The organism is Pseudomonas pharyngis, from assembly GCF_021602345.1.
Classification (GTDB): domain Bacteria; phylum Pseudomonadota; class Gammaproteobacteria; order Pseudomonadales; family Pseudomonadaceae; genus Aquipseudomonas; species Aquipseudomonas pharyngis.
In genome coordinates this window covers 339202-352921 of sequence record NZ_BQID01000002.1, presented here as the reverse complement: position 1 = coordinate 352921, position 13720 = coordinate 339202, and the positions used below count along the sequence as shown (strand labels likewise).

General features: G+C 59.4%; 12 protein-coding genes and 1 pseudogene. 6 read left to right on the top strand and 7 right to left on the bottom strand.

Annotated features, from left to right (window positions below):
- Positions 1 to 11: 11 nt before the first annotated feature.
- From L6D74_RS05190 to L6D74_RS05175, 4 genes are all read right to left on the bottom strand, one after another.
- On the bottom strand, positions 12 to 1709 hold the full coding sequence (locus L6D74_RS05190) for a DUF1302 domain-containing protein (RefSeq protein WP_236188022.1): 1698 nt from the start codon (positions 1707 to 1709) through the stop codon (positions 12 to 14).
- Positions 1710 to 1766: 57 nt separating this feature from the next.
- On the bottom strand, positions 1767 to 2903 hold the full coding sequence (locus L6D74_RS05185; protein ID WP_236188020.1) for an FAD-dependent oxidoreductase: 1137 nt from the start codon (positions 2901 to 2903) through the stop codon (positions 1767 to 1769).
- Positions 2904 to 3037: 134 nt separating this feature from the next.
- Positions 3038 to 3400 (bottom strand): Rieske (2Fe-2S) protein, encoded by a 363-nt coding sequence (locus L6D74_RS05180; RefSeq protein WP_236188018.1) that lies wholly within the window; start codon positions 3398 to 3400, stop codon positions 3038 to 3040.
- 14 nt (positions 3401 to 3414) lie between these two features.
- Positions 3415 to 4356, bottom strand: a complete 942-nt coding sequence (locus tag L6D74_RS05175) for a VOC family protein (protein WP_236188015.1) — start codon at positions 4354 to 4356, stop codon at positions 3415 to 3417.
- 257 nt (positions 4357 to 4613) lie between these two features.
- Here L6D74_RS05175 and L6D74_RS05170 point away from each other — a divergent pair, with 257 nt between their 5' ends.
- The 4 genes from L6D74_RS05170 (at position 4614) to L6D74_RS05155 (ending at position 8790) form a co-directional block, all read left to right on the top strand.
- On the top strand, positions 4614 to 5576 hold the full coding sequence (locus tag L6D74_RS05170) for a LysR family transcriptional regulator (protein ID WP_064596621.1): 963 nt from the start codon (positions 4614 to 4616) through the stop codon (positions 5574 to 5576).
- A 59-nt stretch (positions 5577 to 5635) separates the two neighbouring features.
- Positions 5636 to 6793, top strand: coding sequence for an alpha/beta hydrolase family protein (locus L6D74_RS05165; protein ID WP_236188010.1), 1158 nt, complete (start codon positions 5636 to 5638; stop codon positions 6791 to 6793).
- Positions 6794 to 6982: 189 nt separating this feature from the next.
- The gene (locus tag L6D74_RS05160; protein ID WP_236188005.1) at positions 6983 to 8332 is read left to right on the top strand and encodes a metal-dependent hydrolase family protein; all 1350 of its coding nucleotides are present in this window, start codon (positions 6983 to 6985) and stop codon (positions 8330 to 8332) included.
- Between the two features lie 11 nt (positions 8333 to 8343).
- Positions 8344 to 8790: a GlcG/HbpS family heme-binding protein gene (locus L6D74_RS05155; RefSeq protein WP_064596627.1), complete on the top strand. Its 447-nt coding sequence runs from the start codon at positions 8344 to 8346 to the stop codon at positions 8788 to 8790.
- On the opposite strand, the gene L6D74_RS05150 is transcribed toward L6D74_RS05155, so the two are convergent.
- Positions 8775 to 9710: a LysR family transcriptional regulator gene (locus L6D74_RS05150; RefSeq protein ID WP_236187998.1), complete on the bottom strand. Its 936-nt coding sequence runs from the start codon at positions 9708 to 9710 to the stop codon at positions 8775 to 8777. The two genes, L6D74_RS05155 and L6D74_RS05150, sit on opposite strands and share 16 nt — an antisense overlap.
- Before the next feature lie 668 nt (positions 9711 to 10378).
- Positions 10379 to 11410 carry an alcohol dehydrogenase catalytic domain-containing protein gene (locus L6D74_RS05140; RefSeq protein ID WP_236187996.1) on the bottom strand — a complete coding sequence of 344 codons (1032 nt, stop codon included), beginning with the start codon at positions 11408 to 11410 and terminating at the stop codon, positions 10379 to 10381.
- A gap of 157 nt (positions 11411 to 11567) precedes the next feature.
- Between L6D74_RS05140 and L6D74_RS05135 the strand changes: the two genes are divergently transcribed.
- Together L6D74_RS05135 and L6D74_RS30070 are read left to right on the top strand one after the other, a co-directional pair.
- Positions 11568 to 12488, top strand: a complete 921-nt coding sequence (locus L6D74_RS05135; RefSeq protein ID WP_236187994.1) for a LysR family transcriptional regulator — start codon at positions 11568 to 11570, stop codon at positions 12486 to 12488.
- A 571-nt stretch (positions 12489 to 13059) separates the two neighbouring features.
- Positions 13060 to 13218: a hypothetical protein gene (locus tag L6D74_RS30070; RefSeq protein WP_373874457.1), complete on the top strand. Its 159-nt coding sequence runs from the start codon at positions 13060 to 13062 to the stop codon at positions 13216 to 13218.
- Between the two features lie 74 nt (positions 13219 to 13292).
- Here L6D74_RS30070 and L6D74_RS30065 read toward each other — a convergent pair.
- Positions 13293 to 13493: pseudogene (locus L6D74_RS30065) on the bottom strand (DNA-binding protein); the annotation flags it as partial.
- Positions 13494 to 13720 lie beyond the last annotated feature (227 nt).

Below are 13720 nucleotides of genomic sequence, written 5' to 3'. Positions count from 1 at the left end.
CGCAAGTCCTCTTAAAACGTGGTCTTGACGGAGAAGGCGAGGTAATCCCGATCCTTCAGCGATTGCTTGTAATTGAACTGGCTGAGGCCGTTGAGGTTGGTGTCCTCGGCGCCGTAGTAATGCGTGTAGGTCAGGCCGGCCGTGACGCGATCGAGGTATGTGGCGGTGATGCCGATGTTGATGTCGCCACCGTTGTCCGGGCCGAACGAACTGACCACCGCTGATTTGCCCAGCGGGAAGTAACTGACGCCGACTGGAATGCTGATATCGATGCCGGAGAAGAACTGGCGGTACGTCGGCGTGTAGACGACTTTGAAACCGAGGCCATCATCGGTGGCGTTCGGGTCCAGCGCGGCGCGATTTTTAGTGACGCTGAGCAAACGGTTCCACGCCACTTCGCCAACCAGTCCGGACTCGCGGGCGATGAAGTTGGGGCCAAACGATGCCAACACGTTCAAGTTGACGTGAGCGGTGCGACCCACGGCGTACAACGCGTCATCATCGTTGTCTGCGATGACGCCGGGCAGCACGGTCTGACCGTTCGAAACCAGCGGCATGTTCCAGCGCATCGACGCTTCACCGGCGAAGCTGTACTCGTCCACGGTGGTGGAAAAACTCGCACCCAGCGCGCGAATATCTTCGGGGTAAACCCAGTAGTACTCGCCGATCTGTCCGGTGCTGAAGTTCGGCGCCGCCGTTGACGGTTTCAGATACAGCTTGGGTGTCTTGTCGTGGTACTGAATGGCGTAGAGGCCGTATTCGACGGTCTCAGCGCTGTATTTCAGTTGCAGACCGCCCTGCCCCGAACTGCGCGCTTCCTTGTCATTACCGTGGAAAAACGCGGCGGGACTGGCCGGGTTGCCGCCGAGGAATGCCGGAAACGGTGCACCGACGATCAGACGCTCATTGCCTTCGCCAATGGTGTCGCTGGTGGAGAAATAGCTGCCGGCGGCGGGCAGTCGGGTTTCTTCCCATTCAAGTTGGTAATACGCCCCGAGCGAGACGTCGTCAGTCAGTTGGAAAGTGCCAGACAGTTGATTGACCGGACGGGTGATTTCCTTGAACTGCGTATTAGGCACCGACTGCGCCTTGACCACATCAACCGGGGCCATGCCACCGGCAATGCCGTTGGCGCCGAAGAACAGGCTTTCGCCCCAGATCAGGCCATGACGGCCGGCGCGCACTGACGTTGCACGGTCGGCCAGTTCACCGTTCCAGTAGACGAAGGCGTCGAGGATTTCGCCGTCACCACCGTGCAAATGACGGGTGTCATCGGTGAACTCGTCGTAGCCCACCGAACGTGCGTTGGCGCGGGACGGATCGTTATTGTCGTTGTTGCCCTGGTACTCGCTGTCGTACCACGCTGCACCGCTCAAACGTGCGCCGAAGTCCTGAAACGACAAATCAAGCTCCGAGAGGATGTCGGTGCGATTGGAGATCAGGCCTTTTTTGAACGCACGATCTCCATCGTCCTGATTGAGCGCCACCTGCCCCTCGGTCAACTTGCTGCTCGGATTCTGCGTGCGCCAGGCAGCGCTGTACTTGACCGTGTTGTCCCAACGCAGCTTGAAATCCGGGTTGCCGGTATCGATGTCGAAAGCGTGAGCGGCCTGGCTGCACAGCACCAGCAGCGCAGCGACGCTCAAACCAAAGGGTGCAGACGAGCAGACCGGGCGACGCGCGAGCGCCGCAGTCGTAGAACTAACCATCGCGTTAACCTCTTGTTTTTATAGTGGTAACTGCTGTGGATGCGTCGCAGGTGGGACTTAGATCGGCTCGGCGGTGCGCGCGAGCATTTGCTTGACCAGACCGATGCGATCGAAGTCGCGGTCGTGTTGCATTTCCTTGTCGCCGGCCAGCACCGAGCTTTCGCTGATGTATTTGCAACGCTCGAAACGCCGCGCCATGAAGCGCTGCAGCTGCTGTTCGACGCTGCTGGAGGCGGACTGCTCGCGAGTGAGTTCTTCGCTGAGCACAATCGCGTCTTCGATGGCCATGCCGGCGCCTTGACCGAGGTGCGGCGTGGTGGCGTGGGCCGCATCGCCGATCAGCAGGACGCGTCCGCGATGCCACGGCTCATCGACGAACACCACTTCCATCGGCTTGTAGACGACCAGGCTGTTGTCGGTGATTTGCTCGCGCAGCTCGCCGATCAGCCCGGTAAAACCCTGCAGGCGCTGGCGCATTTGCGCAGCCAGATCGGCAGGATCCATCCACGGATTGGACGGTTCGTGGGACGTCAGAAACAGGTACATCAAATCGCCGGCCAGCGGCACCAGCCCGGCGTTGCCGTCAGCGCTTTGATAGTTGGCCAGATGATCGATCTGCGGCGCGCGGGGAAAGTTGTAGCGCCACACCGACTGACCAGTGAAACGCGGGGTGTAGGCATCGCCAAAGACTAGGCTACGCACTTTCGAGAACAGACCGTCGGCACCGACCACCAGGTCGTAGCGGCCGCGACTGCCGTCGGTGAACAACACGTCGACCTCTGTGCCATCGTCGTTCAGCGTTTCCACGCTCAAGCCCAAGCGCACGTTGGCGCCGAGTTGCAGGGCGGTTTCGCTGAGGACTTTGTGCAGCGCCAGGCGGGAAATGCCGACGTTGGCAGGGTATTGCGGGCCGGCCAGTCGCTGACCCGGAATGCGCGCCAGTTGTTGCCCGCCCGGGCCATAGATGGCGACGTCTTCGAAGGCATAAGCGGCATCGAGATAACCGTCGAGAACGCCCAGCTTGGCCATCTCACGGACGACGTTGCTCTGTTGAATAATCCCGACGCCATAGACTGTCCATTCGGACTTGAGCTCGATCAGGTCGACCTCGATACCTTTACGCCGCAAGGCGATGGCCGCGCACAAGCCACCGATACCACCGCCCACGATCAGAACGTTGTTCACTGTACTCATGGTGTTCTCTCTTTTTATTCTTGTGATCGATGCTGCGTCGGGCACGGCATCGTTGGATGAAGCTTCCCGGCAAAGCAGGGATTTGACTAATCGCGAGTAAGGATGCGATGTATCGCCATACGCGATACCTCGACTTATCCCGGCTGCGGCAACTCTTCAGGCATTCGTAACAGCAGCCAGCCATCCTTCTCGCAGAACGGCAGCGCCTCCAGCCTCTGGCCCAGGCACGGGCCGTAGATGCACTTGCCCGTCGCCGGCAGAAATTGCGCGCCGTGGGCGTAACAGACGATCAACTGGCCATCGGCGGACAGGAAGCGGTCCTTGCGATACTCCAGACGCACGTCCAGATGCGGACAACGGTTGCGATAGACCCGCACCTGATTGTCGTGACGCAGAACGAACACGCTGTCGCGGCCCTGCGCCAACGGATCGAATCCGCGCGCCCGGCCCTCCTCCAGTTCGTCTAGCCGACACAATGGCTGCGCAATACCGCTCATGATCAGCGCGGCCCTCAGCCGAGTTTTGGCGGCGGGCCACCGGGGGCCCATTTTTCTTTGGCGCTGAACAGGAACAGCTGCGAGTTATCCGCCGACAGCGGCGCGCGACGGGCCTCCCAGGCGTCATCGTGCTTGTCCATGTCGGCGTCGTATTCGATGTGGCAGCCCAGCGGACTGTTGAAGTACCAGAACCAGTTGGAGCCAAACAGGTGACGGCCCGGGCCCCAGAAACTGGTCCAACCCTTTTGCTCGAATCTCGTCCCGGCCAGCAGCACTTCGGTGCCACTGCCCATGTGGAAGGTGAAGTGTTCGCAGCCCTTCATGTGCGGTGGGGTCTGGATCATGAAAAGGCAATGGTGATCGTCAGAACCGGCCGGGCGCATGAACGGCCCGGCGCCAATGAAGGTGTCGGTGGTGCGAAAACCCAGACGCTCGGCGTAGAACGCTTCTGCTTTCGCTGCATCGGGTACGAAATACACCACGTGCGACAAAGTGCGCGGAACAGCGCCCATATCGAGGGTAATGCCGGGCTGGTTAAGCGGCCGCTGTGGCGCATGGCCGGCGGCGTTGGTCAGGTCATTCGGAGCGCTGTAAGGCTTGCGTACGCTGACTTGAAAAGCGATGGCGAAACCCATGTCGTCAACGCTGTGCAGCACGCCGTGCTGATCACGACGGACGATGCGATCACGGGCCAGCTCATCTTCGATGGCATCCAGATCGCTGATCGCAGCGACCCCGTAGACCGTCTCGCGAATCGACGGCGCCGGGCCTATCGCCGCCGGCAAGTCAGGATCGTCGGCTCGGCGGATAATCACGGCGGTGCCGTCCAGCGCTTCGAAACGCCCGCCCTCGCCGTCAACGCCAACCGGCGCGAGGCCGTAATCGCGCAGGCAATCGGTGCAGGTTTGAATGTCATCGACGCCAAAAATCAGGGCATCAAGGCCAATGATGTTCATGGCTTACCACTCCATTGAAATTATGATCCGGAGACTGTCGCCATGGACGCCTTGCAGCGCGCCAGGCCTGACTGGAAACCGGTGGTGGTGTCGGCAGCAGGGCCGACTGCGGCGAAGATTGGCGCAAGGGCTGACAGCTGACTAATCGCAAGTCGGGATGCGACCTATCGGCAAACGCGATACCTGCGACGAAGGTTGACGTGTCGATGGATTCGTTCGAATGTATTGCGAAAATAAATACAAGAACGGACCTGCCCATGCGTTTCAACCATCTGGATCTGAACCTGCTGGTCGCGCTCGATGTGTTGCTCGAAGAGCAGAACATCACCCGCGCTGCCGAACGCCTGCACATGACCCAATCCGCCACCAGCGGCGTGCTCGCGCGTTTGCGCACCTACTTCGAGGATGAGCTGCTGGTCCAGGTGGGACGCCGGATGCAGCCCACACCCTATGCCACGGAACTGGCGAAACCGGTGCGTGAAGTACTGCTAACGATTCAGTCCTCGATTACCGCCAAACCGGTGTTCGATCCGGCGACCAGCAAGCGACATTTTCGTTTGGTGACCTCGGATTATCTGATCAGCGTGCTGTTCGCCCAGGTGATCCAGAACATTCATCAGGAAGCGCCCAATATCACGTTCGAAATGCTTGGCCCCAGCGACAACTCCGGCGAGTTGCTGGTACGTGGCGAGGTCGACCTGATGATTGTCCCCGAGCGCTACATCATTGATGGCCACCCTTCGCACCTGCTGTTCGAAGAAGAGCACGTGTGCGTGGTGTGGCAAGGCAATACGCAGGTTGGCGACAGCCTGACCCTTGAGCAGTACATGGAGATGGGCCATGTCTCGGTAGGCTTCGGCCGTACTCGGCACATGAGCATTGAAGAATGGTTCATGAATCAATACGGCTTCAATCGGCGCATTGAAGTGATCACCAGCGACTTCAATACCTTGCCGCAATTGATCGTCGGCACGCAGCGCATCGCCACGATGCACCAACGTCTGGCGAACCTCTACGCGCACTATCTGCCACTGCGCATCCTGCCGCCGCCGGTGAAAATCCCGGTCATGCGCGAGTACATGTTGTGGCACCGCAGCGTCGACGGCGACCCGATGCACCGCTGGCTGCGCGAACGCATCAGCGAATCCATCCAGCAGCTGCAACACGTGCCTATCGTATCGCGCGATACCTCGTATCCGCCGTCACGATTGGCCAATTAACCGGGTGATCCTTAACGTGCCTTGGGAATGCCACGGCAACCATAAGGACAACAATAATCATGTTTCGCTATTTCCCGACCAACTACGTTTGGAATCTCTCTGTCGACCTGGCCATTGAAATGGGCGCCCGCATGGGTGAAATCGAAGCGATGTGCGCCCCGCTGCAAGAGGCTGCGAAACAGCCAGACGCGGCCGGCACCCGCGCCTTTCGCGAAACCTGGGCGAAAATGGCCGACAAGCTCTGCGGTCTGGCCGAGGAAGACGAAGGCAATGGCCGGATGCTCTCGGCTGGCGAAAAATACAACCGCGCCGCCACCTATTATTTGACCTGCGAGCGCCTGCAAGCCCACGGCGCGCCGGGCCGTACCGAGCTCTATCAACGCTTCCTGCAAACCTTCAAGCGCGGCATCGAACTGTCGCGTGAAAACTGTGAACGGGTGGAAATCCCGTATGAGGGCAAACACCTTTCCGGCTTGCTGGTGCGCGCCGAAGGCGTCGATGGGCCGGCGCCGATTCTGGTGCAGGTCAACGGTCTGGACTCGACCAAAGAAATGAAATACCGCGTGGGCCTGCCAGCCTGGCTGGCGAAACGCGGCATCTCTTCGCTGATCATCGACCAGCCTGGCACCGGCGAAGCGCTGCGCCTGCACGGCCTGACCGCACGATTTGACAGTGAGCACTGGGCCAGTCGCGTGGTGGATTGGCTGGAAACCCGAAGCGACATCGATGCCAAACGTATCGGGCTCGAAGGTGTCTCCCTTGGAGGGTATTACTGCCCGCGCGCGGTCGCATTCGAACCGCGCTTCGCCTGTGGCGTCGTATGGGGCGCCAACCACGACTGGCGTGATGTGCAAAAGCGTCGACTGGAAAAGGAAGGCAGCTTCCCGGTGCCGCACTACTGGGCGCATGTCTGCTGGGTGTGGGGGGCCAAGAACGTCGAAGAGTTCATGACCATCGCCGAAAACGTCCACCTTGACGGCGTGCTCGACCGGATCAAGGTGCCGTTCCTCGTGACCCACGGCGAGCAGGATTCGCAGATTCCGTTGAAGTGGGCGCATCGCACCTACGAACAACTGGTCAACAGTCCAAAATGTGAACTGAAAATCTTCACGGAACGTGAAGGTGGCGTGCAGCATTCGAGCTTCGACAACAGCATCAATGCCGGGCATTACATTGCCGACTGGATCGCCGAAACCCTGGGCGGTCGCACCGCTTGATCCACTGAAAAAACACGCAAAAAAAAACGCCGGATAATCTTTCGATTTTCCGGCGTTTTGCATTAACGGATTCAAGCGCTGGCGCACCTATTGACGCCGTCAATACGCAGCCATCGATGCAATCTGCTGGTCGTCCCCTCGCCTGCTCTCTAGCCTCTCTTTGCAGAACAATCACAAAGCGAAGACGCCATGACTGCCCTGCACCTGAAATGCCAGACCCTGTTCGACGGCACTGGACTGGAGACCCGCCAACAACAGACATTGATCGTCGAAAACGGCCTGCTCAGTTACGTCGGCGCTACCGCGTTGGCACCCGCTCCCCAGCCAGGCGATACACAGGTGGATGCGGGGGATGATTTCGTGATGCCGGGGCTGGTGGATGTGCACACGCATCTGGCCTTCGGCAACGCGCAAAGCGAAGAAGACATTGATCTATGGACCAGCGACGAATTTCGCGCGTTGCGCGGGATGTTCTTCGCGCAACACGTGCTGGCCGCCGGCGTCACCAGCATGGTCTGCCCCGGCGACAGCGGCCAGCTCAGCATCGCCGTGCGCAATGCGGTGACCGCTGGTTTGTTCAAAGGCCCGAGGATCGCGGCCAGCAGCCGCGTCATCACCAATCGGCAGAGTCTGAATGACTGGTTCCCGAGTCGGGTTGGCGCTCCGCAGTACTTCACCGCGCAGTTGGTCACCAGCCGAAGCGACGCCCTCGCGGAGATCCGCAAGCAGGCCAAGGATGGCGTTGACCTGATCAAGATCGCCATGGACGGCACGCACCGCCGCCCCAACGGCGAAATCATTGCGGCCTTCACTGCCGACGAAACCTTCGAAATGGTCGAGGAAGCACATCGTCTCGGCTGCAAGGTCGCCACGCATGCCTACGGTCGCGAAGCCGTGATGTACGCGGCGCGCGCGGGCGTTGATCTGGTCTTTCATGCCTTTTACATGGACGACGCGTGCATCGAAGCGCTGCTTGAGGCCGGCAGCATCCTTGCCCCGACCATGACGTTCCCGCAAAACACCGTGGATTTCTGCCAGCCCCATGATCCGGCCATCAGCACCGGTTATGCCGGTTATTGTGCTCGCACACTGGAGGTCGGTTCTGCGGTACTCAAACGCGCCAAAGCGGCCGGCGTACCGTTTGCCTGCGGCAGTGATAGCGGTTTTGCGGTGACGCCCTATGGCGAATGGCATGCCCGTGAGCTGGAACTGCTGGTGACACGCCTCGGCTTCACAACAGCAGAAGCTCTATACGCCGCGACGGCTGTCGGTGCGCGCTGCATGCCACGCGGTGAAACCCTCGGCACCCTGCAAGTGGGTAAGCAGGCAGACTTCCTCGTGCTCGACGGTTCACCGCTGGATGACATCCGCATCCTTCAAGATCGTTCGCGCCTGAAGGCCGTTTACAAGGCCGGCCAACCGGTACGTATGGATCGCAGCCCCTACAACCCCAAGCAGGTGTCCGATTTCAACTCACTGAAATGGACGGATCTTTACACCCGCGACCGCGTTGCTCAATTGGGTAAATGGGCCGTATGAGGACACAAACCATGCAACGACTGGATCTGCTCACTGCCACGAACATAGCGAGCGCCGCCATCCACTTTGCTCGGGAAACCGGGATCAAACCTCTGGGCGTCGCGGTACTGGATGCCGCCGGCCATCCATTGGCGGTTCTGCGCGACGAACACGCCACTTTCCTGCGAACGAAAATCGCCAACGGCAAGGCGCGTGGCTGCTTGGGTATGGGTTTTGGAGGCCGTGAACTGGCGCGACGCGCGCAGGCAATGCCGGCGTTTTTCGACGCGATCAACAGTTTGACCGGCGGCGAGGTGATTCCCGTGGCGGGCGGGGTGTTGATCCGGAATGCCGAGGGCGTGGTGCTCGGGGCCATCGGCATCAGTGGCGATACCTCGGACAACGACGAGCGCTGCGCATTGCTGGCCATCGCCAAGGCCGGATTGGTCGCCGACAACGGCGATCAGGCAGAGGGTTGATCGAGTAACGCGGCCTGTTCCAGAAGCAGGCCGCGAAACCATTGCATGGCCGGGTCATGCTCTTGATAGGGATGCCATTGCAAGACTTGAACAGCCTCGGGGAACGCCAGCGGTGCTGGATGGACGCGCAATGGATATCGCTGGGCGAAGCGCTGAGCCTGTCGCTGAAACACCGTGGCAATACGCGCAGTGCCAACGATGTACTCCGGCATCAGCACAAAGCTTTCAACGGTCACCGCCACTTGCCGTTCAATGCCGAGTTCATGCAGGTGCATGGCATCCATCGCCAAGTTGTGCCCGTCGGCAAACTCGCGCACCACATGCGCTGCCGCGCGATAGTCAGCCATGCTCAGTTGCTCGGCAAACTGTGGCTGTTGGGCGCAGACAATACAACAGAGCTGGTCAGTCATGAGCGGCATATGGGGATAGGCCGGATTCAGCGTTCGTTGCGGCACGACCACACAATCGCTGCGCCGATAATCCAGCGCTTCGCTGACGACATCGCCGTCGCGTGGCACCGGCATGTCGCGCAGGCTCAAGCGAATATTCGGAGCGACACGCGCCAAAACACGGCTGACCGCCGGAAGCAGCACGTCGGCGACGTAATCGGAGGCTACGAGGGTGATGTGCCGGTCACAGTTCGCCGGATCAAAACTTAGTGCCGCGTCGACGACTTCCCGTGTCAGCGCCAACGCTGCACGCACTTTTGGCAGCAACTCCAGGCCCAGCGCCGTGGGTTCCAGGCGGCGCCCCACTTGCACCAGCAACGGGTCATTGAAATGTTCACGTAAGCGGCCCAATGCCGAGCTGGCAGCTGACTGCCCCAGGCACAAACGCTCGGCCGCTCTGCTGACGCTGCATTCGCTCAGTAAGGCGTCCAGCGCAACCAAGAGATTAAGGTCGAGGCGTCGATATCGCATGTGGGTTCCGTTGGCGCTGGTAGCGGCTTGTCTGCTCCGAGTTACGGGCATGATCAAAAACGAACCATGACCTTATCGAGCTGTGTACCCATGCGCCAATCGCATGCGTCGTTGGGAGGTATCGCTAACGAAGATACCAAGCGCCAATGCGCGCTATATCAGGTAAGCAAAAGCCCTGCGACCACTTTTGATCGAGAGCAACTTATAGGTTGCTCGAAAATCGATGCTCGTGGATGACGGCAATCGGCCAAAAGCGGCATTCCGTGAGCGGCAGCTTTCGGCCAGAAGCGGACGTCTAGCTAGGAGAAAATAGACCTATCACCATTTGCTACGCACTGATCCAAGCGACTTGCCACGACTCAACCCGACGTGGCGTTTTGTCACCAAGCCACTTCGGTCCTATCTTAGGCGCACGATCAGGATTAGCTGCGGAGCGCGGGCATAGAAAAGGGGGCTGATTTATTTTCTGAGCAATAAATCAGGCGTCGTTACCACAAGCCGATATTCGACCGATATCAATGCCACGTCGCAGGCTTTCAGCATGGCGATGTTGAGGGGGCGTTCCTTTGCGCATTGCCGATGACCTACCCGCCGCCATTTTTCAGTCCCCACGTTTCATAATTAACGCGGTTCCGGCGACCGCGCGGTCGCCAGAACCGCTCTGCGTATCAATTTCCGCCGTGAGGCAGGAACACACCACGGAATCGCATCTTCCCGGAGGACAGACGTTCATAAGCCTCCGTTGCCTGGTCAAGCGAAAAGGTTTCGACAATGGGCTTGACCTTACCCTTCGCGGCCAAGTCGAGAATTTCGGCGAGGTAATGCTGTCCGCCATGCGTGGAGCCAACCACCCGTTGGCGCATCATATGGAATGGCTTGCCGTCGGACGGAATCGAGAACGGCTTGCTGAAGTCGAGCCCACACAGGACGATGCGACCGTCAGGATTAACTCCCGCGAGCGCCTTTTCGGCGGTTTCGAAGTCGTTGGTGGTGATCAGCAGCACGTCGGCACCACCGACTGCCAAGAGCTCCTCGGCATTGATGACGACGTGGTCGGCACCCAAGTCGGTCGCAAGCTTGTGCTTGTCTGGGGAATGCGTGATCGCGATGGTCTCGAACCCGCACGCCTTTGAGAACTGCAAGGCGACATGGCCCAACCCGCCGATACCCAGCACCGCGACCCTGTCACCCGGTTTTGGCTCCGCGTCTCGCAAGCCGCTCCAGGTGGTATAGCCCGCGCACATCATGGGCGCGGCGTCCGTGTAGGACAGCCCATCGGGCAACAATACGGTGCCTTCCGCAGAAATTGCGATGTACTCCGCGTGCCCGCCCTGCGACGCGAAACCGGTCGTTCTGGGCGAAACGCAGTTCATGGCCGTCTGGCCGGTCAACGGGCGGTTCTGGCGGCAGTACGGGCATCGACCGCACGAGGACTGTACCCAAGTGGTGCCCACTCGGTCTCCAACCTTGCGCGTGTGGACGCCCGCACCGACTTCGACGATTTCACCGACTACTTCGTGACCCGGGGTCTGGGGATAAATGTCACCGCCAGCCCCCTGAGTTGCCCACACGTCCGTGTAGCACATGCCGGAGGCGTGAACTTTCACCAGGACCAGCCCTGGCTCTGCCTTGGGCATGGGAACCTCATGAACCTCCCAAGGCTTGTTCGCGCCAGTCATCACAACTGCCTTCATCTTCATCGCATGTTCCTTTCGATCAGGTGGTCATTGCTGTTAGGGCTGCGGACGAGATGCTCTGAGAGCGACACAGGCCATTTTGGACCCGCGATACTGCAGCTTCATTCGAGTCTATGGCTCATTGACTGTCGCAACAATCTGGTCAATATTTGATTCCATGATGAAAATAATTCACCAATCCAAGGGTAATGACCTGTCGGCTTTTGCCGCGTTCTTGGCGGTCGCAGCCCACCGAAGTTTCCGCAGCGCCGCAATCGATCTCGACATGACGCCCTCGGCGATCAGCCACTCGATCAAGGCTCTCGAACAACGGTTGAACGTCCGCCTTTTCAACCGGACGACTCGAAGCGTCTCCTTGACCGAGGCGGGAGAGCGCCTAGCCATAAAACTAAGACCGGCAATGGCCTCAGTTGAAGAAGCCGTTCGGGAGTTGGAGGGCATTGACCACGCCCCCAGCGGAACGGTGCGAATCAATGCCAGTGAGGGCGCCATCCGGTTGGTACTGTGGCCAGTGCTTGCGCGCTTTTTGCGCGAGTATCCTCGCGTCCATCTCGACATATTCAGTGATGGCAAGCTGAGCGATATCGTTGCAGATGGTTTTGATGCGGGCATCCGATTAGCGGAAGCCGTACCCAAAGATATGGTGGCCATCCCAGTCATGGGAGAGGTTCGCTTTGCGGCAGTGGCGTCGCCCGAGTACTTCGAGCAACGCGGATATCCAAGGGTGCCGCAAGATCTGTATGACCATCATTGCATCCGCTTCCGGTTTGAAAGTGGTGCAATCTACCGATGGGAGTTTGAGCGCCATGGCGCTGTCGAAAGGATCAATGCTCCCGGCCCTCTCACATTGACTGATCAGCCGCTGATGGTGGAGGCAGCAATCGATGGAGTCGGCATCGCCTTTGTGCCCGACCATCTTGCAGCCAATGCGCTCAAGGACGGACGACTCAAACGAGTTCTGGAAGAGTGGTGTCCCGCGTATCCGGGGCTGTGCCTCTATTACTCGGCGAATCGCCATGTACCATCCGGCCTGAGAGCGTTGATCAATATGCTGACTGAAACACGGTCCGGCATTAGATGACCTTGTGCCCAAGAGGCGGCAGGTTAGTTGTAACACCGCCTGGCACAACTCATCGACCAGCATCGTCAACGCCTTGCCATTGCAACTGACCGGCAGCTATGGGTCGAAAAAGCAGTCGTCCATGAACGTCTGTTTCTAGCCGTAAGCGGTCGGTCATGATTGTCCGCTTTTGGCCGATAGCGGTCGCTTTTGAGGGTTCTCTAATGGCCGCTAGCTGACACCTGCGGTTAGTCTTTAGGGTTGCTTGATGTCGGTTTTTTCTGACTCGCGGCTTGCGCTTGATCTCTGACAGCTGGCGTATCTGAATCAACTGTTGTTCTAAAGTTTCTGCGCGGGCCAACTGCGCCGCAGTACGTTGCTCCGCTTGGCTGAGCTCGCTCTGGGCCGACTCCAACCTACGTCGCAAGTCGTCGCACCTGCGGCTGGCTACTTTTGATTGGCTTACTGCGGCTTTCCCCTCCTCCCGGGCCCGATCAACCTCGCGGTGAGCCCGATCCTCAACGCCCCGCAAATAGTTCTCCTGTGTGATTCGCTCCTGCTCGGCCTTGAGTCGTAGCAAGTGGAGTTCCTGTTGGAGAATTTGATTTTGCCCCTGGGCATCGTGCCGTTCACGCTTAAAGACATCACGCTGTTGCTGGAGCTCCTCAATCTGGGCCTGCCGCTGCACCAACAGAAGGTCCAGGTCAGCCAAGCGAGATTCGGCCGCCTGACGCCCGGCCATTGCTTCTGAAACCTGTTGGCGCCCTTTTGCCAGATCCTGATGCGCTCTATCTTCAATTTCTGCGAGTCGCTCACGTTCGGCGTCCAGCACAACGCCTGCGACACCTCACTAGGTAACGCCGGCAAACGGGTCTCCCCGCTCAGGCGTTCGGCCAAACGTGCCCACCAAATATCGACGAGCCCACCGACTCTAACCGGACTTCCCCTACCCAGTTCCAGGCGCACGCGCTCGACCCCATCTCGTCGAACTGAAATTTTAGTTGGTGATGCAGCGCCGCTGCCCATACTCATTCCATTCATCTACGTCCAACTGAACTCAGGCACCCTGCGTACAACATGGCTGCGGCGCACCTGCGAGCGATCCAGGCTTTCTATTGCGAGGAGATTCTGGCTTTCTCGACGGTTACGCCATCTGGCTCCAAAGCGGCCGTCAAGCCGACAACCTGGTCGCCAGAATCGGCAAAGCTGAAACGGCACTTTTCCGCAGATCGATCCGCGTCCCCGCGACCAGT

Bases quoted from the DNA above. Each gene is read 5' to 3' on its own strand.
- L6D74_RS05190 (WP_236188022.1), bottom strand. From the start codon at position 1,709: ATGGTTAGTTCTACGACTGCGGCGCTCGCGCGTCGCCCGGTCTGCTCG.
- L6D74_RS05185 (WP_236188020.1), bottom strand. From the start codon at position 2,903: ATGAGTACAGTGAACAACGTTCTGATCGTGGGCGGTGGTATCGGTGGC.
- L6D74_RS05180 (WP_236188018.1), bottom strand. From the start codon at position 3,400: ATGAGCGGTATTGCGCAGCCATTGTGTCGGCTAGACGAACTGGAGGAG.
- L6D74_RS05175 (WP_236188015.1), bottom strand. From the start codon at position 4,356: ATGAACATCATTGGCCTTGATGCCCTGATTTTTGGCGTCGATGACATT.
- L6D74_RS05170 (WP_064596621.1), top strand. From the start codon at position 4,614: ATGCGTTTCAACCATCTGGATCTGAACCTGCTGGTCGCGCTCGATGTG.
- L6D74_RS05165 (WP_236188010.1), top strand. From the start codon at position 5,636: ATGTTTCGCTATTTCCCGACCAACTACGTTTGGAATCTCTCTGTCGAC.
- L6D74_RS05160 (WP_236188005.1), top strand. From the start codon at position 6,983: ATGACTGCCCTGCACCTGAAATGCCAGACCCTGTTCGACGGCACTGGA.
- L6D74_RS05155 (WP_064596627.1), top strand. From the start codon at position 8,344: ATGCAACGACTGGATCTGCTCACTGCCACGAACATAGCGAGCGCCGCC.
- L6D74_RS05150 (WP_236187998.1), bottom strand. From the start codon at position 9,710: ATGCGATATCGACGCCTCGACCTTAATCTCTTGGTTGCGCTGGACGCC.
- L6D74_RS05140 (WP_236187996.1), bottom strand. From the start codon at position 11,410: ATGAAGATGAAGGCAGTTGTGATGACTGGCGCGAACAAGCCTTGGGAG.
- L6D74_RS05135 (WP_236187994.1), top strand. From the start codon at position 11,568: ATGAAAATAATTCACCAATCCAAGGGTAATGACCTGTCGGCTTTTGCC.